The 23346-nt window shown below is 59.2% G+C and carries 12 protein-coding genes and 2 pseudogenes; 8 read left to right on the plus strand and 6 right to left on the minus strand.

Annotation, left to right across the window (positions count from 1 at the left end):
- Positions 1-123: 123 nt before the first annotated feature.
- Complete coding sequence (locus ACSBOB_RS26735; RefSeq protein WP_442579083.1) at positions 124-2652, minus strand: M10 family metallopeptidase C-terminal domain-containing protein; 2529 nt, start codon at positions 2650-2652, stop codon at positions 124-126.
- A gap of 521 nt (positions 2653-3173) precedes the next feature.
- Here ACSBOB_RS26735 and ACSBOB_RS26740 point away from each other — a divergent pair.
- The 4 genes from ACSBOB_RS26740 (at position 3174) to ACSBOB_RS26755 (ending at position 10710) form a co-directional block, all read left to right on the plus strand.
- The gene (locus ACSBOB_RS26740; RefSeq protein ID WP_442579084.1) at positions 3174-4190 is read left to right on the plus strand and encodes a phytanoyl-CoA dioxygenase family protein; all 1017 of its coding nucleotides are present in this window, start codon (positions 3174-3176) and stop codon (positions 4188-4190) included.
- A gap of 302 nt (positions 4191-4492) precedes the next feature.
- Positions 4493-5341, plus strand: a complete 849-nt coding sequence (locus tag ACSBOB_RS26745) for an NYN domain-containing protein (RefSeq protein ID WP_442579085.1) — start codon at positions 4493-4495, stop codon at positions 5339-5341.
- A 545-nt stretch (positions 5342-5886) separates the two neighbouring features.
- Positions 5887-8976 (plus strand): PAS domain-containing protein, encoded by a 3090-nt coding sequence (locus ACSBOB_RS26750; RefSeq protein WP_442579086.1) that lies wholly within the window; start codon positions 5887-5889, stop codon positions 8974-8976.
- Between the two features lie 3 nt (positions 8977-8979).
- Positions 8980-10710: a CHAT domain-containing protein gene (locus tag ACSBOB_RS26755; RefSeq protein ID WP_442579087.1), complete on the plus strand. Its 1731-nt coding sequence runs from the start codon at positions 8980-8982 to the stop codon at positions 10708-10710.
- Between the two features lie 119 nt (positions 10711-10829).
- On the opposite strand, the gene ACSBOB_RS26760 is transcribed toward ACSBOB_RS26755, so the two are convergent.
- The 4 genes and pseudogenes from ACSBOB_RS26760 to ACSBOB_RS26775 form a co-directional block, all read right to left on the minus strand.
- Complete coding sequence (locus ACSBOB_RS26760) at positions 10830-11936, minus strand: ComEC/Rec2 family competence protein (RefSeq protein ID WP_442579088.1); 1107 nt, start codon at positions 11934-11936, stop codon at positions 10830-10832.
- A 7-nt stretch (positions 11937-11943) separates the two neighbouring features.
- Positions 11944-14337, minus strand: a complete 2394-nt coding sequence (locus tag ACSBOB_RS26765; protein WP_442579089.1) for a S8 family serine peptidase — start codon at positions 14335-14337, stop codon at positions 11944-11946.
- A 181-nt stretch (positions 14338-14518) separates the two neighbouring features.
- Positions 14519-14704, minus strand: a pseudogene (locus tag ACSBOB_RS26770) (transposase); the annotation flags it as partial.
- A 771-nt stretch (positions 14705-15475) separates the two neighbouring features.
- Positions 15476-16244, minus strand: a pseudogene (locus ACSBOB_RS26775) (transposase).
- Positions 16245-16548: 304 nt separating this feature from the next.
- Here ACSBOB_RS26775 and ACSBOB_RS26780 point away from each other — a divergent pair.
- Entirely contained in the window at positions 16549-16734 is a 186-nt protein-coding gene (locus ACSBOB_RS26780; protein WP_442579090.1) for a hypothetical protein, read from the plus strand.
- Here ACSBOB_RS26780 and ACSBOB_RS26785 read toward each other — a convergent pair.
- Positions 16719-17132 carry a very short patch repair endonuclease gene (locus ACSBOB_RS26785; protein ID WP_442579091.1) on the minus strand — a complete coding sequence of 138 codons (414 nt, stop codon included), beginning with the start codon at positions 17130-17132 and terminating at the stop codon, positions 16719-16721. The genes ACSBOB_RS26780 and ACSBOB_RS26785 overlap by 16 nt on opposite strands.
- Positions 17133-17501: 369 nt before the next feature.
- Here ACSBOB_RS26785 and ACSBOB_RS26790 point away from each other — a divergent pair, with 369 nt between their 5' ends.
- The 3 genes from ACSBOB_RS26790 to ACSBOB_RS26800 are packed head-to-tail and all read left to right on the plus strand — an operon-like array spanning position 17502 to position 23340.
- Positions 17502-18695, plus strand: coding sequence for a DNA cytosine methyltransferase (locus tag ACSBOB_RS26790; protein WP_442579092.1), 1194 nt, complete (start codon positions 17502-17504; stop codon positions 18693-18695).
- The gene (locus tag ACSBOB_RS26795; RefSeq protein ID WP_442579093.1) at positions 18692-21205 is read left to right on the plus strand and encodes a hypothetical protein; all 2514 of its coding nucleotides are present in this window, start codon (positions 18692-18694) and stop codon (positions 21203-21205) included. Before ACSBOB_RS26790 ends, ACSBOB_RS26795 begins: the two co-directional genes overlap by 4 nt.
- Positions 21202-23340 (plus strand): hypothetical protein, encoded by a 2139-nt coding sequence (locus tag ACSBOB_RS26800; protein WP_442579094.1) that lies wholly within the window; start codon positions 21202-21204, stop codon positions 23338-23340. Before ACSBOB_RS26795 ends, ACSBOB_RS26800 begins: the two co-directional genes overlap by 4 nt.
- The last annotated feature ends 6 nt before the right edge of the window (positions 23341-23346 follow it).

Below are 23346 nucleotides of genomic sequence, written 5' to 3' on the forward strand. Positions count from 1 at the left end.
ATCGGAAGCGCGGTCGAGCGCTACGATCCTGCCGGCGAAGCGCTTGACCGGAGCCGGCCTTGAAGCCGGCGTCCGGATCGGCCGGCCATGTTCGGGATGGCCGGCGCGCCTATCTCCAACGCATCAGATGATCAGGAAATCCGCCGCGGTGATCGTCGGATGCCCGGTCAGCGTGGCAAAGTGGATGCTGCCGCCGGCCGCGCTGCCATTGGCGTCGTAGAACAGCCTGCCCGTATCGGTATCATAGATGATGCGGTCGTTGCTGTCGTGGGCAACGCCGGCCGTGCTTGCCCAGAACGCCGACGCCGCCAACGGGCCGGTCGCCGTCAGCGCCGTGAAGATGGCGTTCTCCAGCCGGATCGTGTCGGCAGCCGCGTTGAAGTCGCTGATCGTGTCAACGTTTGACGCGCCCAGCGCGGTGGAGAATGTGAAGAAATCCTTCCCTGCTCCGCCGCGCAGCAAATCGCTACCGCCCTTGCCGTCGATTTTGTTGGATCCGGCGTTGCCGACAATTTCCTGCCTCTGCTCATTCCCGGTAAGGTCTATGCTCGACGTTCCCGACGAAGACGTGGTCGTAAGCAATTCGATATAGACGCCAGCGCCAAGCTTGTAGTCGACGCCCGCCGAGACCCGGTCGGATGTGCCTTGGGAGGAACCCTCTTCGATGACATCGCCGGCATTATAAACGATGTACGTATCATTGCCGGAGAGCCCGCGAAGTATGTCGGCAGCCCCGACCCCGCCGTCGTTTAGGATATTCGCCCCCGCATTCCCGATGATCTCCTGCTTCAGAATATTGCCCGTCAGATCGACCCCCGTAGTCCCTGTCGACGATGTCGTGCTCATTACCTCAACGTACACGCCGGTTCCGAGCTTGTAGTCTACTGCAGCCATGACCCTGTCCGCAGCCCCCTGGCCCGAAGATTCAACGATTGTCGTGCCGGAAGTGTAGATCTGGTAGGTGTCGCTACCCGAAAGACCACGTAGCAAGTCCGCCATGCCGCTGCCGTCGCGAAGGATGTTCACGCCTGAATTGCCAACGATCTCTTGATGAAGAGCGTTTCCCGTCAAGTTTATGGCAGTTGTACCCGTCGAAAGCGTGGTCGTGAGGGTCTCGACATACACACCAGGTCCAAGCACATAGCTGACCATCGCGGTCACGCGGTCGGCAGACCCTTGCGCAGAGGTCTCAATGATCTTCGTGTTGGTATTGCCAATTCGATAGATATCGTTGCCGCTCAGGCCGCGCAGCGTGTCGGCGCCGCTGCCGCCGCCGTCGCCGATGACATTGGCCCCGGCGTTGCCGATGATCTCCTGCTTCAGCGTGTTGCCGGTGAGGTTGATCGCCGACTTGCCGGTGGAACTAGTCGTGGTCAGCAATTCCACATGGGAGTTGGCCGTCAGCGTGTAGCTCGTCGAGGCCAGAACCCGGTCGGTGCCTTCATTGGCATTCTCGAAGACCTGGTCGCCGACGTTGTCGACATACATGATGTCGTTGCCGGCCATGCCGTAGAGGTCGTCGGCGCCGCCCATGCCGTTCAGCGTGTCGTTGCCGTTGTATCCGGCGAGCTGGTTGCGGGCCTGGTTGCCGATGATCGAATCGTTGCCGCTGCCGCCCCACGCCGCCTCGATCAGCGAGCGCGGATCGCCCTGGAACTGAAGCGCGTTGGCGAGGTTGCCCTCGGCGAAGATGTTCTTGCCGAGCCTTGCAAGCTGCGCCGTGGAGAAGGTCGACCAGTTGCCGGGCCTGAGGTCGATCTCCATGTCGTTGGAATAATTGCGGAAGTCATAGACGTCGAAACCGCCGCCATCCCAGAGCGTCAGGAAGATCTTCGCCCGCAGCGAGCCGCCGGTCTGGATCACATCCGGCGCGGTGTCGAAATTGTTGACGATCGTCAGTTCGCCGGTCGTCGGATTGAACTGGTACTGGGTGTTGGCGTTGTTCGACGTCGGACCGAAATTGGCGCCATAGAGGTGCTGCAGCGTCAGTATGTCGTACTGCTGATACGCCCAGGGATAGTCGACGTCCTGGGATGGAAGATCGTTGGCCTCGAACTTCGACGGATCGTCACCGGCATAGACCTTGTAGGTCATGACGGAGTAATTCTGGCTGTCCTTTGAGGTGGGCAGCGCCGGATGGAACGCGCCATTGACCGTTTGGGTCTGATGGCCGTGCTTGAGCCCGAGCGCGTGGCCGAATTCGTGCCAGATGCCGGCCGCGTTCTGGAAGTTGCCGAACTGCGGCGATTCGTACTTGCCCAGCGTGAACCAGTTGTCGCCGAACGAATAGTTCTGGAATTGCGTCGGGTCCGGCGGTATCGCCTCGCCCGATCCGACGCCGCCCGGAACGTGCAGGCCCTGTCCGTCGGGATAGTCGATGCGCGAGGCCTGGGCGAACCGGAAAGTCGGGTCGAAACCCGGCCCGACCGGCGTGAGGGAGATCGGCAGGAACGTGCTCACATTGCTCAGCGCAAACAGCAGCTGCTGCTGCTGCGTGGCGTTGAACGGCTGGAACCCCTCGATGGCATTATAGCCCGCATATTCCTGGACGAATTGCGGGAAACGATATGTCCAGTTGTTGGTATCGATCTTGAAACCCCAGGAGAGCGCGTCGATGCGCACATCCCCTGTCAATGGCACTGCTGTCGGCATGGCTGTCTCGCCCCTTCATGAGGTCGACCGTCCATGCTGCTTCAGGGAAGCTGCCCGGCCGGTACGATCCTAACGCCCCAAGGTGAGCCGGATGAAATCCAGCCCGTGTGGTCGCCAGTCGTACTGCCGCGGCCCCATCGCGATACAGAACTGACGCAGGCGCAAATAGTGCGCCTGCAATCATCAGGATTACACCGCGCCGCATACAAGTCAACGACAGTCGTGTGACGAAGCCGCGGCCGTCGCCGCCAGAATTCGCCGAGCAACCACGCAGATCACCCGTCGGCAAATTGCGGCAACCGGAAAACTGCGCTAGCTGCTGTTTGCAGGCCATGCGCCAAACACACCGCAATCGTTTCTGAATCGCCGGACGGACATCCTATGGACAAGTTGCTGATAGAAGCGCGCATCGACTCGGTCCGCCTCGAGCAGAGCGCCGCCCTCGACCTCCAGTACAATGTCGACAGCTACCTGCCGCCATCCTGGACGACGCGGCAGCTGGTGCAGGTTACAAACGCTACGTGCTTTCCGGAAACACCGAGACCGACGACTACCACAATCTCAGGATCGCGTTCAGCGAGACGGAAGGCAAAAGCAACCGGATCTTTTCCGACGTGATCGCCTCGTACCTGCGCAAGGAAACCTACGATTTCTCCAGCACCATGTTCGCGCGGCACGATCTCAAGCTGCCGGAGAAGGCAAGGCCGCCGGAGGCCGAGTACTGGGACGGCATTCGCCGCACAGCGCTGCACCATCTTAGAAACCATGGCTTCTGGATCGCGAAATTCAACGCGCCGCCGCGCATCGTCGACAGCCTCAAGCGCAAGGTGATGGAGCGGTTCGAGACGGAACACGGCGCCGAAAAGCTGCAGGCCTCCATCGAGGCAAAGCCAGGCGCGGCGCGGCAATTCAAGTCGAAAGCCTCATGGCTGCTGACCTTCGAGGAAATGTACGAACTGGCCGCCGATCCGGTGCTGCTGGCGATCATGCAGAGCTATTTCGGCGTGCAGCCGATCTTCAACACGCCGGTGTCGTTCCTCAACTCCGCCGCCAAGGCAAGGACCGAAAAGGAACTCTCCGACACCGCCCAGCTCTATCACCACGACATGCAGCGGCTGGCCTTCGTAAAGCTGTTCGTCTACCTGACCGACGTCGGCCCCGGCTCCGGCCCGCACACGCTGATCCCCGGCACGCATGTCGAGCGGCCGGCGCCGCTGTGGAAGGACGGCCGGCACAAGGACGAGGAGATAGCCAAGGCCGGCCTGCTGGAGAAGGAAGTGCGGATCACCGGCAAGGCCGGCACGCTGTTCATGGTCGACACGCGGCTGCTGCACAAGGGCGCCGAGCCCGAGACCGACTGGCGGCTGATGGCGCAGGTCCAGTACACGAACTCGCTGTTCGGCTACCCGATCGCCGACAGCGATCACAAGCTGGCTGCGGCCGCAACCACGGCGAACCCGGAAGTGCAGGACGCCGCAGCGCTCGTGCGCAAATATGTCGGGAAGACCGGCATACGGTTCATGCAGAACTATATCTGACGGAAACCGGCGCCACGCCGCGGGCGAATGGTGCTGCCAGAGAGGATTGAATTGTAACTTATCTGAATAAAATCAATAACTTAATGGCATCTTTGTAACGTTGTGACGGACCATAAAATGGGCATTTCAGGCATTCTGGAAGAGGCTTACAGCCAAAAGATGACCGGGCCACGTCCGGTGACAAGGAATGCGTGCACGACACACTTGGCGGCAACGGATTTGCCCAGCTAGGATCGATAAGGCACCTCTGCAATCTTCAAACCGCGGGAGGTATCCGCAGTAGTGCCCCGGAGCAGATGACCATGGATATTTCGAACCAAACATCCGCGGTCGATTATCTCGTTGAGCGCCCTCGGATAGCCGTCTTCTTCGACATCAAAAATGTTCCCGCGTGGTGTGCAACTGGGGTGATCACCAGACTGTCAGACATGGGCAATGTTGTCTCGGCTCGGGCGTTCGGTGATTTCCGTCGAACCGATAGTGAAGCATGGTCCGCAGCCTGCACATTGCTGCAGGTGGAAACGAGACAGGTCGACCGGGTTATCAGCGGCAAAAACAGTTCCGACATTCACATTGTCATCGACGTCATCGACATGCTCCACGCCAGCGGCGTGAACGCCGTGGCACTCGTATCGGGAGATAGCGACTTCGTTCCACTTGCCGAGCGTGTGCGAAATGCGGGGTTGAGCTGCTACGGTTTCGGCGGCGACGAGGCCCCTGAGCGATTGCGGCGCGCCTATACGCAGTTCTACGCGATAGAACTCCTCTCGTCGTGTCGGGCAAGTTCCACTAAAGCCTCATCCCGGACTACCCTTTTGCGGCCGTCATTGGCTTCACGCCTACTGAAACACATTGTTATTAGCCTCGAGGACCAGACGGGTTGGGCAACAATCAGAGATGTCGAGATCGAACTCGCGGAGCGTCACGGCGGCCTCGATGCTCGCGCCTGCGGATACAGGAGCTTGTCGGCGCTGCTGAGTGATCTAGGCACCTTCGAAGTCGACCTCGGAGGGAAGAGGGGTGCCAGAGTTCGCCGCAAACCCAGCCGCCGCGCTGTTCGTAGGAAGACCCGGAAAGAGGAAGTGCGAGCAATGAGCCAACGCGGTTCAGGCGGGAAGGTGCTGCCCGAGCCGCCTGAAGAATCGACATGACGTGTTCTGCAGGCTTCTCACCATTGCGGAATCTCGTGGACCTTGACCCCGGAAACCACCCTTGTCGCGATCTCGCACAGATGGCGGTGGTGGGTCAGATAGACATCCACTCAGCGCGGTGAGTTCTCGCGTTCAAGGACGATCACCGTGTTCCTGTAGTGCTCGTAGATCAGCTCGATGAACTCCTTGAGCCTGTGACCGCGGAAGCCCGCCATGTCCTTGAACTCCCGGGCGAACTCAGGCGTCACCTTGAAATTCAGATCGCGGGTTTAATGCCGATCTTGTCGCAATTACATTTCTATTCTAACTTTAGCCCACGATAGCACGCGAAACTTGGCGCCCGTATCGAAACCACAACTCCGCGCAGACCTTTGCGCATCGCCTCGCTTTTTGGTTCTGGTTGCAAAATATTCAAGAAGGCGGCACAATACTTTTCGTAATTTATGACATGGAGAGCACGGGACGTGTCCGTGACTTCTCTAAGAGTGTTTCAGCTTTCATGCCTTCGCTCCTATTTGCAGGACCTTAGGCTCTAGAGCCGATCGATGAACGCGGACGGGAGATCTTATTTCGGGCGCCCTTGTGCGCTGGTGCCGTCCAACAAGTCAGTCGACGTCCAATTCAAGGCCATGCAAATGACGCGAAATGCATTACCGCAAGCAACATCCGGTGAGACCACGATGCCAAAGGGGCTAGTATCTGCTGATACAGGTGAAGCGGCCGTAGCCAAATCTGAAAGTGCCGAATCCAAATCGGCTATTTCGGAAGCAGAACTCCTCAGGAGAATAGTCAGCGACACGCACCAGAAAGGCGCGGTTGAGGAGCTGATTTCGAAGTTAAGGGGCCCCGGATATACACTCGTAGAGCTCTTTCGCGATGCCGCCGATCTGAAACAGAGCATCGCCGCCCTCAAACGGCCGTGGAGCCAGACAACCGACCTCTGGACGAGGCTTGACCGCACGGTCAGCGAGTGTGTGGTCCGCACGTCGGCGGCACACCAGAGTTTTATGGACAAAACTGCTCACGCGTTCTGCGAGATCGATCGCGAAGGAGTCATCGTTACAGCCAACGCGGCGATGCGCAAATTGGCCCCGAACTCTATCGGAAAGCCCTTGGCAAGCTACTTCGGCGAAATGGCGGAATTCGTTCGCAACGCGATCGAAAATTCACCGCGCCAACTTTTCCAAGTGACGTTCAACGGCGTGCGAAAGTATCCGGTGCTAGCCGAATTTGGCAGATTCGAGACCGGTGGCCGCAGCAGCGGCTACGCCCTCCTCGTTGATATGACAGACCTCGCCAACGCTGATCGGAAGATGTTGGATGCGGCACCGACCGGAATGGTCAAACTGGACGCCAGGCAACGTATCCTACACGCCAACACTGAGGCGCTCAGATTGCTTGAGATTTCCGAGGAAGCTGCAATTGGGCGCGATGCACGGACGTTTATTACAGATGCGAAAAGTAGACGGACGGTCGAGCGCCAAAGCGCTATCCGCCGCAAGGGTCGCGGCGGCGTGTATGAAGCCTTGTTCAGGACAGCGAAGAGCGGCAGAGAGATAAAGCTGAGATTAACCAGCACGCCATTATTCGACTCGACTGAAACCTTCTCAGGTTCACTTATTTCCCTCCAGCCGATCGACTATGAGCGCGCGCAGGAGGATATCGCTAGGCTTCTCGGCACAGAAACCGAAGTGGAGAAGCTCTTCGATGGGCTCATCGAAATTGTCCGTCGCTTCGTTGAATTTGATTGGGCAGATCTCGTGACATTCACGCCAAATCGCGACTATTCGCACTCTTTCTGCCGGTATCCGGTAGCGGGTCGTCCTGCTTACCACTCTCGCTGGTTCCCCATCCCAATGGAATATCGCGGTTGGGTTGAATTGCCCAGGTCGTGGATAGCTGACTATGAGAATTTCCTGTTGTCTTCCGAAGCTGGAAGATCCCTCCTACAAACCAATCACGACGTCCAGGACGCAATCGCACTAGGCGTTAAGGCCCTCATCACCGTCCCAGTGCTCTCCGGAGGCCGGGTATTGGGTGCTCTTTCTCTTCAATCAAATCAGATCGGCAAATATAATGCCGCGACCAAAAGGACGCTCCGCGATCTCGGCCTAGACCAGGTTCTTCAAGCTATCTTTCGAGAGCGAGAGCGATTGGAGGAGCGCTTCTATTCCAGTTTCTTGAAGAAGATGTGGGCGTCTACATCTCACACGGAACTTGCGCAGACTATAGTCAACGGAATTGTCGAGCACTACAATTTTCAAACCGTCTCGATATTCCGGGTAAACGCAATTCGCCAGCATTTCGAGCCGCTGGCGCTCGCGAGCCGTGGGGCGCGACGCCGCGCCAGCCCACCCGATTACAAGCAGCCTCTCGACATGGGTCTGAAAGGTCTCGCTTATCAGCGCGATGATCGGGTCATACTGCAGGATCCAAACGATGGCAGTAAAGAAGCCAACGCATTTCTGACCGCGCGGAAGGCCTTAAATGTGACCGACGCAACGATGTCGGAGCTCTGCATGCCGATCCGGACGCGCGGGCGCGCGCTGTGGATGCTAAGCATTGCGGATGACAGAGCGCATGCCTTCACCGACTCTGACTACGAGGCGATCAACAGAATTATCGAGCAAATCGGGCCTGCAATCGAATGCCTCTTTCAGGACCTCGTGCGCCGACAATTGGTCGACGCTTTCCCAGAGGCACTAGTCATCGCAGGAATCGAGGGCAATATCCTCGATTGCAACGAAAAAGCATCGCAAATGTTCGAACGGGGATCGTTGGCGCGTGCTAATTTCCCGCAATTCTTGCTCGATGCGGAAGGCCGTGCCGCATTCGAGGAGAGGAGATCGGTCCCTACATTGACCACTATCGTTGGGTCTCGCCGGAAGAAGACACCGGTTTTGATGTCCGTTTTTACCCTCCCGGAAGAATTCGATCACATCGTCATCCGGCTCCAAGATGTGAGTAGGCTGCAATGGGCTACGGATCATGAGCGGCTCAAGGTCGCGCTTGCGGAGGCAACGGGCCAGGTGCGCGTCCCGCTTTCTCTCGTCTCTAGCTTCGTCCAGCAAATTGAGAAGAAGACTACTGATGTCCGCCTCATTGACCTGGCGAGGAAAGCGAACCGTCAACTTGGACGCATCGAGCTCACATACGGTCGAGTGATGGCCTCTTATGGCGACAGGTTTCCAGGAAAATCCGGTCAGACCGAGGTTAACCGCGTCCTTAGCTACCTTCTTGGTGAACTTCCGATGGAGAGCCGGCGGGCCGTAACGCTCAACACCTCCAATCGGGAATGCTGGGTGTCGGCCGATGAATACGCTCTAGTGTTCTCGCTTGAATCCATGCTGGCATATCTCCTTCGGGCGCGCTGTGGAACACGTCCGATTACGATCACTGTTAGTGACGTCGGCGGGTCGGTGGACGTCTCCATGTCGGGTCCGGTCCAGCGAATCGACTCGAGCGGCGAACTGGCTGCTTTGGTGGAGGCAACCAGAGCGGATATTGCCCTCGGTGAGGCAGCGCTCGGTCGGATGGCCGCTCACTACAAGGGCGTGTTCCGCCGCCGCCGACAGCCACACGACTGCGATGAGCTGTCCATCCGGCTGCCAATACCTCCGAACGGGAGGAGCTAGGCAATGGGTTGGACCATCATTGTTGCAAGCGGGGATCCGGACCAACTGGGTGAACTCGCAGACTGCGCCAAAAAAATCATGGATCTCATGAATCCGGCCGATGACGGGCGCATCTTCACAGCACTGTCCGTCGAAGATGTCGAAATATTGCACGGACGAGTAGCGGAGCAAGAGAAAGAGTTGCTGATCATAGAGGCCGATCTCCCATCTCAACGATCGCGGGGCCAGGGAGGAGCCGGCTTCGACCTGCTAAAGAAGTTGCAAGAAAAGGATTCACCACCTGCGGCTATTCTTGTTTCGATTCACAGCGAACACGCTCTTGATGTCCAGCATCTGAAGCGTTCTGAGGTAATCCTAGTGGGCGCATCAACGGATTACGTCGGCTTGGCTACGAAACGTGCCTACGCGCTTGGTGTGACAAGTTCGACCAGTTTTCTGAAGCCTCAGCCTAACACTCCAATGCCTGTCCAAGTTCAAGTGGAATCACCAAAACGATATGCGTTGATCGAGGTTGATGTGCGAAAGGACATGAAGCATTCCATGGTCCGACTTCAAATAAACGATCCGGAGCGACGGCAGGAAGAAGCTGAGTGGCTTGACCTCAATGAAGCTGAGGTCACGGACTTTCTGAAAGAATCTCGCCGGTTCAGGGAAAATCTCTCTAATGCCTTTGCCGAAACCCCTCGGTCGCGGACCTTCCGTGACCGTTGGCACTTTCACTATACTTCGTTGGGTCAACGAGCCCACAAGATGCTCTGGCGTGATCCTTTCGACAAATATTACTTGAGAGCACAGGCCAGGGTTGGGCCGAATATTCGGGTGCGTTTTAATCTCGATCCATCCGTCTATGACGGTCTCTGGGAGTCCTTGCGCGACCAAGGCAATGAACGGTTCTTGATGATTGGCGACAGTTTGGCTCGCCGGGTAGCCCGAGAGCAGTTACCGGTCGATGAGCCTAGGCCCGAGATCGGGGGGCGGGGTGCTACGCTAAACGTGTTGGCCGTCGGCTCGGATGTATCTCGCAATTCGGTGCCGGAGGGGCCGGAGGACGTCGGCTGGAAGAACTATTGGGCGGACGGAGCTTTGCTCCGCAATCTTCCTCATGTCGAGAAGGAAATAGAAATGCTCATGGAGCTGAATAACCCGGCGATCAAAGTCAAGCCTCTAAAGTTCCGCGGCGGCGTCAAGCCCTCGTCGCTCGCCGATAAATTAGAAAGAGAACTCAAAGAGCACCCCCGACTTTACGATGTGCTTCATTTCGCCGGCCATGCGCTTTTCGCACCAGGGAAGCGCGGCAAGGATAGCAGGGGATATCTAGTTTTCTCCGGATCGCCAAGACCACGTGCTGTGACAATTGCCGAGGTCGCAAGTTGGTTGGCGGGAACGAGCGTCCAGCTCGTGTATCTCAGCTGTTGCCGGAGCAGCGCTGCGAAGGCAGCTATCGAACTCGCGAATATTGGTGTTCCCATGACGATCGGATTCAATTGGGATCTGGACGACGTGAAAGCGGTTGATTTCGCCAAGGAGTTCTATGAGGCCCTCTTAGAATCGCAATTGCAAGTATGCACCGCATTCCGGAAAGCGCGATTGACGCTCCACAACAGGCACGAGGTTTACGATGGGATTTGGGCCTCACCAGTGCTCGTGGCGCAACCGAGAAATTGGCCGCAACAGGTGGAAGACGTCCTGTGCCCTCCCGTCCGTCGAGCCTCCAAATCGCAGCAAGGTTTTTGACGAAGGAAGACTGTCGGGATGTTCAGATGAATCCGATGGATGGATAAGACGCCATCAGAAGTCTCCATGCGAGAACCTCTGACTTAAAGCAACTTGTGCGGTCGCCGTGAGTGCAGGCGTTATGGGCTCAACATAATCTCGAGACTGTGCATTCCGCGACGCAGGGTCTGCAACGTATAGCCGAAGGTGGAAGGCTTCAGCTTCCGACGAAGCTTATCGGTGCTCTCAGTTTCATTGGTCACCGCAAGCGTGATCGAGCGGCCCGCGTCGTGCGCACTTTCCACGATCCACTGCAGCGTCGAGAAGTCCGGGTTGCCTTGCTTACCATCCGCCGAGATCACATAGGTATCCGCGGTGACGGCCTCGAAGAAATCCCGTGTGGTGTTTCTGTCGCTTCCGTGGTGCTGCACCTTGAGAACGTCGACATGAAATCGACCGCCGTCGGTGAGCTTCGCGGCCTTCAGTCCTTGGCAGATGTGGTCGCCACGCGCGTCACCGGTCAGAAGGACCGTCTTCCCATCGCACTCGGCCAACATTACGATGCTGCTGAGATTAGGCACGCTCTTGTCGGCCATCGCGGCAACCTTCGGATTCGCGGCAAGTTTGTCAGACGTCTCCTCAAGCCAATTCAACCATTCGGCGCGCAACGCATTGAGATTGGCGGTGGTCGGGCCGGCTATCGTGACCTTAAGAGACCCCAGCGTGATCGCCTCGCCAGCGGTATCCGCTAAGATGAGCTCATTTTTGAAACCCTTATTTGCTGCGATCTCTAGCTTTTGCGCCATCAGTCGCAGTCGGTGCCCCTCCTTCACTCCGTGAACGGCACTAGCGGATAACGGCATGGCGACATTCATAGCACCTGCGGCCGCCATCAGCGATTGCAGAGTCAGAGTGATGATGCCGGTTGGGTCGATGGTCTTCGCAAAAGAGTTGTGCCATAGGCCGCCGACCCGCACGCGCGGCGGGCGACCGCTGACGGCATCATCCTCCATGGCGGCGAAGAGGTCGAGCAGACCGATCACATGATCATTGTCGATGTGGCTGAGCACGATGCGCTCTATTTTGCCGCCTTCTCCGATGATGCCGTTGAGCGCCGCATCTAGGTTGGCGGCGAAATTGCCCGGCGGGCCACCGTCCACGAGTAAATAGCGCGTCCTTGCCCTGGTGCCGAACTCAAGGATCAGGCTGTCGCCGAACTGCGCCTGTAGGACGTGCAACTTATACATGTTGGCCTCATATTTCGGGGAAGAGTTCGGAGACAAGTGAAGGGCGCGATTTCAGATCGCCGGTCACTACCAACGCAAAGGTCTGGGGTGGCTCCAAGAGGTTTTCGGCCAACACAACGATGGTGTGACCTCCCGACTTTGGCTTGTCGATACGAACGATCTGGATGTTGTTATTCCGATCATAACTCATCCCGGCGATGTTGAGGACGGCCGCTGCGTTGCCATTGCCCACGAACTTTTCGCCGGTTACATTATCTACGAGCAACAGCAGGTTATTTTGAAGACCCCGCGCCGCAGGATCCGTCCAAGCGAGGCATATCCGCATCGGTAACCTGTCGCCGACCGTAATCAGATAGCGAAACCGTTGTCCGGTGCGCTTGAGTATTTGGGCTGGCGTCTTCCAGGTGTCGACGAAGGCGAGCGACAATCCGGGAGCAGCCGAGCCGGGAATACTCGCAGCCATGTCAATTCTGCCGAAGCCCTGATGGAAGTTCGGCTCCCCTGGCAACGGAGCGACAGCGCAGGCACCGGTGATCCGCCGTGTTCCGTTGACCAGAGTGGCCTTCAGAAGAGCGGCACTCGGTTCCTTCCATTTGCCCTCTTTCTGAAAGCACTCCCTCACCAACGCCGCGCAACCTGCGACATAAGGCGCAGCCATGCTTGTGCCTCCCATGAAGGCGTAGTGCGGGTTGTTCGGGTAAGCGCCCCAGAACTTATAGAGCGCCGCCTGGCTCGATTTCGCCGCCGCGATGTCCGTCCCCGGGGCGACGATGTCGGGCTTGATTCTCAGATCGTCGGAAGGCCCGCGGCTGCTGAACGCAGCGATACACTCAGGATCGCCCGAAACTTTCTGACTGGCGATAGGACGTTTTGGATAATTCTCGCGCCAAGCTTCGCCCCAGGTGAGCATCGCATAGCCGCCGCTGGTGCGGCTGTTGCGGCTCGCTCCAACCGTAAGCCCGTTCTTCGCCGTCGCTGGGTCGGCGACAGAAGGCCAGTCGACAAAGCCAGAGTGCGCATTGACCTTTGCTCCTTGCTCACGGGGCACCGCAATCCCGTCGTTTCCCGCTGCAATGACGATGAGCATATCTGGGTGGGCCGCGACGAACCGGTCGACATCCAAGGACATCTCTGAGTATCGCGCATAGGCGAATGCGCCCCAGCTGTTGTTGTGAATGCGGACGCCCTTCTGATATGCCTCTGCGAAAAGCGTTTCAAGGTTGTGTGGAAGCCCGCCGAGCCCGCCATTGGCGTCGAGAATGGACTGGAAGAAGAGCTTTGCCTTTGGCGCAGCGCCGCACACATCGCCGTTCGACCTAGCCCCGTCGCCGAGCGCGCACCCTGCTACGTGGGTTCCATGCCCCTCGGGGTCGCTATGGTCGTTAGGCCGACCCAAGGCGCTGATACCAATCACGCGACCCTTGAAATCTGGATGGGAATCATCGATGCCTGTGTCGGCCACGCCGATGATCTGGCCCTCCCCCTCAAACCTGTGCTGGGGCTTGCCGGAACGTTCGATGCCTAGGATTTCTCGTGCCATCCGGTCGAGAAGCCGCGGCGGCTGCAGTTCTTCCACAACTGCGACCTCGGGCAGGCGGGAAAGCTCTATCAGGACGTCGCTACCCTGCCTCAGCGACACGCGCAAAGCGTCCGGATGGGTAACTACCGGTTTGGCACCTTCCTTCCTCAACCATCTCTCTACCCTTGGCAAGTCTTCGGCACGATGCATCCGCACCGCGTGTGGCAACGTGAATCGCGGCGACGCAGACACCGTTCCCTGGCCGCGAAATGTGTGCTCTCTCGAAAACGGCTCCCCACCTCGCTCCGCGTCTGCGACGCGCAACGTGTCCGCCCCTGAGTAAAGCTCGATGCTGTCAACGAAAGACAATTCCGCGCAGGCGCGCACTTCTCTCGGTGTAAGACGACACGTATACCTGTTGCTGCTCAACCGCTCAATCAGCCGGATATCATTCAGTTCGCCTCGTCGCTTCTCAGTCAGCGGACCGTTAAGCCGAACGATGTAGAACTGCGGGCGATGGGCATCCTCCGATATGATCTTCTCATCCGCACCCTTGTCGGCGATCGTGCTGGCCAAAAGGCGCGGGCCCTGCATCCGCGCAAGCCCGCGGGGAACACCAGCGGCTGGCCCGCCGCCCCGAACGCGCGTCCTCTGAACGGCAATCGCAGACGAGCTGGCGTCCGACCGTGATTCAATTATCTCGATTGGCTTTATCACGAGGCCATCTCGGGTGAGACGACTGACGTCCTTCGAATCGACCACCCCTATCACGTAACTCTCAGTCCATTCCGTCTCCGTGAGCGTCGCTTCGTTTTCAGCAGCGCTGGCGGCAGCTTCCTCCCTCTCGTGCATGAAAAAGACCTTGACGCGATACTTTGTCATCAGAATCCCTTCCGTAAACTAGCTCTCTGCGCAACGTATATCCTGAACGGTGGCTGAGTTAGATCATCACAGCTTCAATCGCAATTATAGCCTATTTTCGACTATGGACATCTAAAAACAGGTCTTGATATTGCTGTCGAAGGTAGACTTACAATGATTTTGCTGGAATCCGGCGACATTTTGTCGTTCGCGGCGGGAAGTCCCTGGGCAGCACACGCCAGGGGCAGCCAGCACGCAGCACGTTGAAGATCGCATCCATGATCTCGCGCATCGTCCACCGTCTCGGCCGGCCCGTCTTGGCCGCGGGCGCCATGAACGGCTCAATAATCCTCCTCTCTGCGTCCGACAGATCGTTTCCGTAACGCAGGTGATCGCGGCTATGCTGCCGCTAGGTGGTCGGCGTCCAGATGACAGGCTCCAAGCTGGCGTCGACAATCGTCTGGAATCACATCTGAACCCGACCATCCACCCCGAAAACCGAGCCTCAGGACGGCTATTAGCCGCCGATCCGGCTTTCCTATTGGACAGATTACAATTTGGCGTTCACACTCATTCGTGTCTTTTGTCAACACGAGAGCCTATCGTTTCGAGCGCGGACACGCAGCTCTCAACGCCAGGCAACGCGGTATGTTGCCATCTGGCCGAGACAGGCTGCAGCGCCAACTAGATCATGGCGATTTCTAGGCATCGAAACGTCAAATAAGCGTCCATATATACAGCCGGCTGATGGATAGCTCCTTGCCCAAAGCGCAAATGCCACTTTGTCAGCCTTCCCACCATTGGACGATGGGGAACGAAATGGGTTCATACCTGCAAGAAGGGTCTAAGAAGGGCATCCACAAACCACTGAAGTTGTTTGATGAAAAAGGAATGGTCGACCCGACGGATTGAGGTAATTGTATTATATCATAGGCTTACACGTTCAAACCATGCCATTTTCGATGCTTGAATTCATTTAGCTTTTCCAGCGATCTTCAAACCGGCGGAGGTATCCGCAGTAGTGCCATCGGAGGGAATGACCATCGATATTTTGAGCCAACCCTCCGCGGTCGACAATCTCGTTGAGCGGACGCGGTTCAGGCGGCGGGGTGCTGCCCGAACTATCTGAAGAACCGACATGACATGTTATGCAGGCATCTCACCACTGCGGAATCTCGTGGATCCTGACCTCGGGAACCACCTTTGTCGCGATCTCGCATAGATGGCGGTGATTGGTCAGGTAGATATGGCAGACGATGACCAGCATGATGCCACGCAGGCCGCGGCGCGTGAGCTTTCTGAGGAAGGCGGTCCAGAAGGTCTCGGCCTCGGAGGGGCCGCCCCCCTGCGCAGAACCTCGCGCCGTCTATCGCCGTTGACGCCGACCGCGATAGTGACGGCGACCGGGCCCGCGTGGCCGTTCTGGAGAACCTTCACATAGGCGGTATCCACCCACAGGTATGGCCAATCGCCCTCGATCGGCCGGTCGAGGAATGTTCTCACCCCCCGTCGATCTCGTCGCACAAACCGGCTCACCTGGCTCTTGGAGACGCCACTCATGCCCATCGCCTTGACCAAGTCGTCGACGGCGCGGGTCGAGATGCCGTGGACGAAGGCTTCGTGGATGACCGCGGTCAGCGCCTTCTCGGTCATACGCCGAGTTCGAGGAAACTCGGGAAGTTGGAGTCCTTCCTGGGCTTGGGAATGCGCAACTCCACCGTGCCGGCGCGTGTCTCCCAATCCCGTTCCCGGTAGCCGTTGCGCTGCGCCAGACGCAACGGGCCCTTCTCGCCATAGCCGGCCTCCGTTGCGGCGCCCAATTCCAGCCCCAGCAGCCGCTCGGCGGCAAAGCCGATCATCTCGCGCAAGACATCGGCGTCGGGCGTCTTCCCCACCAGCGCCCGCAGGTTCATCAGGTCGTCGGTCATCGGTCGTTCCTCGAAGCAAGTTGGTCTTGAACAACTCGACCCTAACCGCCGAACATCGATAACCACCGCAGAGCCGCTCGCTTCGCTGTAGAGCTGCATAAGAGCGCGCGCTCGCGGCTTTGCTGCCGGCGAACTACACCACTACTCGGGACACGTTCTGGTTCAGTCAAATTTGGTCAAAGGAGAGCCTACCCTCCTCATTGAACGAGACAAGCCACCGGAACGGTTCCCCGAGTGATAAACCGGAACTTGCCACGCGAGCCTGTGCTGAGATAGGAGGCTTGCAGTCCTTCACGGTGTCGCTATGATCGTTACAATCGATATCCCTCATGAGTCCGTCGCGGCCCTTATGGTGTTGTGCGCCGATCATGCCATCGACGTCTACGACCGCGTCGAGGAGGGGCCTGCCGGTGGCAACCCGCGCTTTCGGCTGGGTGTCCACAATTCGAACGCGCTGTCCGCGCTTGGTAGTTTCTACTGGGGCGACTGACCTAGCAAGAATCTCCGGACGGCAGGTGCGAGCGTGTCGGCATCTTTCGTCTGACACTCCCATATCGTCAGAACGCGCCACCCATCTTTTTCGAGAGCGGCCTTAGTCGAGATGTCCCGTGCCGCGTTCCGCCCCACTTTCGCCAGCCAGTATGAAGTGTTGGTCTTCGGCACCCTGGCGCCACGCGCGCAGCCATGCCCGTGCCAAAAGCATCCGTTGACGAAGATAACGGCTCGGCGACTTCGAAACACTAGGTCTGGCTTACCCGGTAAGTCGGCGGGATAAAGGCGAAAGCGAAATCCTAGGCGGTGAACGAGACGCCTTACAATCATCTCGGGTCGAGTGTCTTTCGACTTGACCGCCGCCATTGTGCGGCTGCGTAGTGGGTCAATGCTCATAGAAGCTCATGTCTATTGCGGCATGTGGAGAATCATCAACTCGATCATACTGTGATCTGATCCGTTGAGAGTCGCGAAGCGAGAATGCCATGATTCTGCGATTTTTTCTGTGGTGGAAGCATGTCACGACTCAGCCTCGGCGCTGCTTGGACATGCGCCTTCCAACGATAGTAGAAGTGGCTGCGGCTTGTGCTGCTCGGTGTCACCCAGTGCCGTGCTTCAATTCATGCATTCACACCCCACTTTCACGGTATTCATTCTGCGTAAACGATCTCAGAAATCTGTGACATCGAAGGACATGATCGATAAAACTCCGACGGGTTCGATCGAGACTGCTATAGATGCCACGATGAATGTCGGGGGGCGAGCTTGGCGTCTGAAAAGCTAAAGTATTACGAATTCTTTGCGGGCGTGGGAATGGCCAGAGCTGGCCTGGGCAGCAGATGGGACTGTGTATTCGCTAACGACTGTGACCGGCTGAAGCAAGCATCTTATGCCAATAACTGGTCCGGCGAGGTTTTTGATTCCCGCGATGTAGCGGATGTTTCTTCGACTGATCTAGGGGGCCTCGCCGATCTGGCGTGGGCATCCTTCCCCTGCCAGGATCTGTCACAAGCCGGATCGAAGGCGGGAATTGGTGAGGCAGGTGGAGTCGTTGCCACCCGATCAGGTGCGGTTTGGCCGTTTCTCGAAATCATCCACAGCCTAGCCAAGGAGAAACGCCATCCAGTTCTTCTCGCTGTCGAGAACGTCGTCGGCCTCTTGAACGCGAACCGCGGTGCGGACTTTCGCTCACTCTGCTCCACACTCGCTGAAATCGGCTATCGATTCGGTGCCCTCGTCGTGAATGCATCGCACTTTGTGCCACAATCCCGCCCGCGCGTGTTCATCATCGCCATTCGTCGCGAGGTGCCAGTCCCCGCAGCTCTGCAGACGGAGCTTCCCCAAGCGCCTTGGCATTCGCAAATACTTCTTCGCGCCCGTGCGGGGCTGCCGCCAGATGACGCGACGAATTGGGTCTGGTGGTCGCCGGGAGCGCCTCCAGTAGCGAAGAAGTTTGAGCTCACGGACATCATCAATCTCGGCGACGACGCCGAATGGAACTCCGACGAGGCGACCGAAAGGCTGCTGAGCATGATGACCCAGTCGCATCTCGATCGACTTGCGATAGCCAAGGACGAGAAGGGAGCGATGGTTGGGAGCCTCTATCTTCGCATGCGCCCCAGCTCCGAGGGCGGCAACGTGCAGCGTGCTGAGATCGCGTTCGGTCCGACGCTCGGTTGTCTTCGCACCCCGAAGGGCGGCGCGTCCAGGCCGCGCATCGTCGTCGTCCAAGGAGATCGTGTCCGGACCCGTTTGCTGTCAATCATCGAGGCGGCGCTCCTGATGGGCCTCGACAAGGACTTCAACTTGCCCGCGACCTACAACGAGTGTTTCCGCCTCATCGGCGACGGCGTCGTGCCGGCCGTGGTTCGGTTTCTCGCCGACAGACTTCTCGAGCCTTTGGCCATACATGCCAAGGCGTTCGTCATCCCCGCGACCGATCGGAAAGCATCCGCGTGACAATCGGCCTGCAGGTGTCGTCGTCGATTCCAACGACATTGCACGATTGGGAACGGACGCTCACGTGGGCGCTGCTACGAGCCGACGACGGGGACAGCGACGCCATCCGTTCTTTCGAGATCACGCCTGAAACCCTAGCGCATTATTGCGGCCTCGGGTCCGAATATTCCAATGCCGCCGAAGCAGCATTCAAGCACGCTCTCCGAACGGACCCTCACCTGACCTGGTGTCTGCAGCATGGCACCTACAAGATGCACGGTCCAGAGCAGCCGAACTGTTTGGCAATGCTCGCCCTCAGCCTTTTGGTAGATAGCCTGCTTGACGGTGTCTACGAGGACAAAGGCCAGTATCGAGCGAAGCTGTCTGAATGGCTGAACATCGACCGTTCGTTCATGGACCTTCGCGGGATTGCCACAATGTGGAGGGAGCTTGTTGCGTGGTTGGACGGTCGGATTGCTTCCGGCGCGCCCTTCCGCAAGCTGATTCTCCCCGAGATACCGGTCACCTGGACGCACATCGGCTACACCCGCTATCTCTCTTTTCCAACCAAGCGTGATCTGCGATTGCTCACCAAGCAGATAGGGCGCGCCCCGACGGCAGGCTTCGATCCGGCGACATTGGTGCTTCGACTCGATCCCGTCGTAAGGACGTCCTCTGCATCGCACGGAATGAAGGTCGCCTTCGAGGACTTCAAGAAGGCGCTCCGTTCGGGGGCGGCTTCGGTCGATCACCGGTTCTGGCGGTTGGTGATGCGCGCGCGGGAGCAGTGCGGTCACAACGCACCCGTTGTGTCTGCGACCCTGATCATGGAGTTCGACGAGGACGGTGACCGGCGTTACCGCGTCGGCGGGACGACGGATGATGGATCGGAGTTACTAGGGAACGTTGTCGCGTCTCCGCCGGTCGCCGACAGCTTGAACCTCGGCCCTTCTATCAGACGAGGCATCTTATTTTTCCGGTCGAGTGGCCTCGCGAGCTGGACGGCCACGGGCGAACCACCTCCGGGCAACGGTCCGTTCCATATCGCGATCGCGAACAGACATGCACGTCTCGCTGGCGGCTCGGTCATCGACTTCGTCGGGTCGGGCAACTGGTTGGTCTCGGTCGAGCCGGTGCCAGCTAGGACGATCATCGATGTGCTGCGGCGCATCGGCATCGGCGATGCCAAGCACACCATTCGGACGATAGGCCTCATCGACGGCATCCGCGTGGGTTCGGCCTGGCTGGGGCAGCCGAGATACCTCCCGTATCTTGAGGGTGCATCTGGCATCGTCGACGTCAACGCGCTAGACGGAGGCACACCGGGTAGGCTGGTCTGGTCAAACGGTGACCTGCGCGCCGATGCGCCGGTCGATGGCCTGTTCGCATTGGCGGACGTGTCCTCCCACTGGTCGCGGCGTGCCTCGTTCGTCTCGCTGGCCGAAGTTCATCCCGCGACGGACGCCGCTTCCTACGCCATTCCAGCGCAATCCGAGTGGAAGCTGACCAACAGCCAACCGTGCGCGCGCGCGGCAGCACCCTCGCTAGCATGGGACGGCACCCCCAATCCGAACCAAGACGTGTTCGAAGCCCTGTATGCCTCCTCGCGCTCAGGCACGGGCGAGGGTGACGCGGTCGCGATCATCGGGCGGGTCCACGGTAGACGCAGCTGGGAAATCCTCCGGGCCCTGCAGGAAGCGTCGTTCTTCGATGCACGCATGAGGGAACGTTGGAAGGGGCGCGTCTTCACGTTGCGCCGGCCCACCCTGACTCCGGTCCAAATCGGCCCGATCGTGGGTGTTGTCGTCTCCGGAGCCGTGCCGGTTCGGCTCGAGGCCGATTTCCGGGGGGCCGTCGAGTTGCAGGGCGGCAGCGCCTATCGTCGATGCACAGCTGAAAGCTTGGTCCCACCGCTGCTCGCCGCGATCAACATCGAGGCGCGCCGGCTTGCGGATGCCCTGGGGTGGACCGTGATCAACGCTCCTGCCCAGCCGGATGGATCGGTCGGCAGCAGGCTGCTCGAAACCAAGGTGCGCGGTCATGGGTATCAGGCGTCGTCGGCGTGGGATTGGACGCTCGGCCGCTTCCGCGTTGGGCCTGCAACACCAGGTCGCGTGACCCTGACGCGGTTCGTCCACCCAGGCGGGCGCGACCACGATCTCTATCGGGTTGTCGGTCGGACGGAGCGGTGCTTTCATTCGCGGTATGCGGCGATCCTTGACGCCCACGCGCAGGCGGGCCTTCCGCTCTTCCGGTATGAGAACGGTGAGATCGTCCGTCTCACGTCGGAGGGGGCGTTGCCGCTTGAGATTGCGGCGGCCCTTCGCTTGCGGACCCTGAGCAACGGCGGTGCCACTGTTGGCGGATGGAGCTACGTCGCAGGCCGAAAAGATCTCGATTGGCTAACGGATATTCTTCCCGGAATAATCGATGGCGTTTCCCTGGGGCCTGTGAACGATCCGGCGATGTCCTTCAGGCGTGGGCGTGGCAGCCGGCGGCCCCTATGGAACAACGGGATTATTGGGGCATGAAGGCCGATCTGGAGCTCAGTTACGATCCTTCCCCGACGACGGAATCGAAGCTGCTTGTCGGCCACTTCGTCCGTCGGCAGGGGCAGTTTGGAACCGTCGCAGTAGTGGGTCGGGTAAGCCCCGGCGGGGTGGAGACAATTTCTGAACCCAAGCGGCTCTTCCCGCGTGACGGCTTCGTCGAGACTCACGGGCCCGGACATCACGCGGGTTTGAACCCGGGCGACTGGGTCAACTTCGATGTCGTCAAGAACCCGCGGCCGAGGGCTCCTGAGTATAAGGTCGTTCATCTCAAGCGCCTACCTCGCTTCGCCGTTCTGCCAGAATCCACGATGCCGGCGTATCGCGCACTGCTCACCCGGGAAGGTTGGGCCGGAGACGCTCGGCCTGGCCTTTGGGCCTTTCGCCTGTCCAGCGACATGGTGCTCGTCGCCGAGTTGGAGGGCGCTAAGGACCGAAGGCTTCGCTTGACCCGCGTGGCGGCGCGGGAGGTGAAGTGCTACTGCTACGACGAAAACAGCATCGTCCGTCTCGGCACAGGAAAAACCTTCGACGACGTGTTTATCATGCCCGAGGACGGGCCGATGACGTCGTTCGACTGGTCTGATGAGGCCGACCACATCGGTCGCGTCATTCGCTCCCTGGCCGGGGCGAACGACCCTCGCTTTTCGGAGATCATGACCTGGCTCGACCTCCATCATGAGGAGGGAACGGGCAGAGTGTCCGCTGCCTCGGGCGACAAGGAGGCGGCGCTGGAGGCGCTGCGCTCGGGCGAGCTAGCGGCTAGGCTTCGCGCCGACCGCGAGCTCATGGACGTCTATCTCGCTGCAGCGCTTCAGAACGACGCAGTGCGTGAGGCGGTCGCGGCCTACGTGAAGGATGGGCACGGTGCCGAATGGAAAAGACTCCAGGCGGAACTCGCCGAAGAGATCGCTATCGAGAAGGCCGGCCGCCTCGAGGTGCTGTCGTCTGAGATTGATGCAGAACGCGCCGCGGGAGTCGCGCGCATGGAGCACGAGCTGGCGCAGCACGATGGGGCTAGTCGCGCCACGCAGGCCGCGCGGTTCGAACAGGCCGAACGGGATGTCGCAATTCGCATCAAGGGACTTGAGGCGACCTACGCCATACGCAGGGATGAACTGGACCGCGGCATCGCCGATCAGGCGGAGGCGCTGACCGATGCCAGGGCAGACGTTGTCGCGACCGAGGCGGAACTCAAGGGTCTTCGCGGCGAGGCTGATGATGCCCGCGGTCGGCTCGCCGACTTAAAGAGGGAGATCGATCGCCTTCTGGCCATCGCCGAGCGCCTGGGCCCAGCCGATCCCCTCGCGGCTTCCGCTTCGCCCCGTGCTGGCGGAATCGTGCGCGCCTTCCCGAACTACTTGAAATCGGGCGTTGTGGCGAAGGCGGAGATTATTTCACGCAACATCATGCTATCGGAGAACGGCAAAGAGCTGCTGAACAGCCTGCTGGTCATGTTCCTGTCGGGCGAAATGCCTATCCTTGTCGGCGAGCAGGTGGCGGACCTGCTGCTCGTCGCCGAGACGATTATCTGTCCGGGGCGATACGTCTCGCTCGAAGCCGATCCCACTCTCATCTCGCTGGACGATCTCTGGGCGAGGCCGGGTTCCGGCATGCCGACTCTGCTGGCGTCGGCCGCCGATGCCGCCAGCGACGGTGGCGCGGTGCTGATCGCAATCCATGGGATCGAGCGATCCGGCGCACGGTTCTGGATGCCGGCGCTTGCGGAAGCACTTAGACGTGGCGGCCTGCCGCGCAGCCTGTTCGTATGCTGCACGGTCCGGGACCGCGATCATGACGAAGTGCGTGCGCTTCCGAACGACGCACCGTGGATTGAGATCGCCGACGCCTTCCGGCCAGAGGCATACTCGACTGCACCCACGCTGCTGAGCCAGTCGCGGATCATCCTCGAAACGCTCGACCCAGGGCCGATGCCGGCGGACCTCTCTGCGGTGTCCGCCATGACCCTCGGACTCGAACAGCATCGGAGCGTTGGGCTCGTGATGAGGGCCGCACGCATGTTCGCCGAGGCGACCATTCTGCTTGGCGACGAGCAAGAGGCGCGTCGTCTCGTTCTCAATCTCGTGAAGCCGCTGGCACCGAAGTCCAGCCAATAGGGGAAA

The sequence above is a fragment of the Mesorhizobium sp. KACC 23794 genome, assembly GCF_052180275.1.
Classification (GTDB): Bacteria; Pseudomonadota; Alphaproteobacteria; order Rhizobiales; family Rhizobiaceae; genus Kumtagia.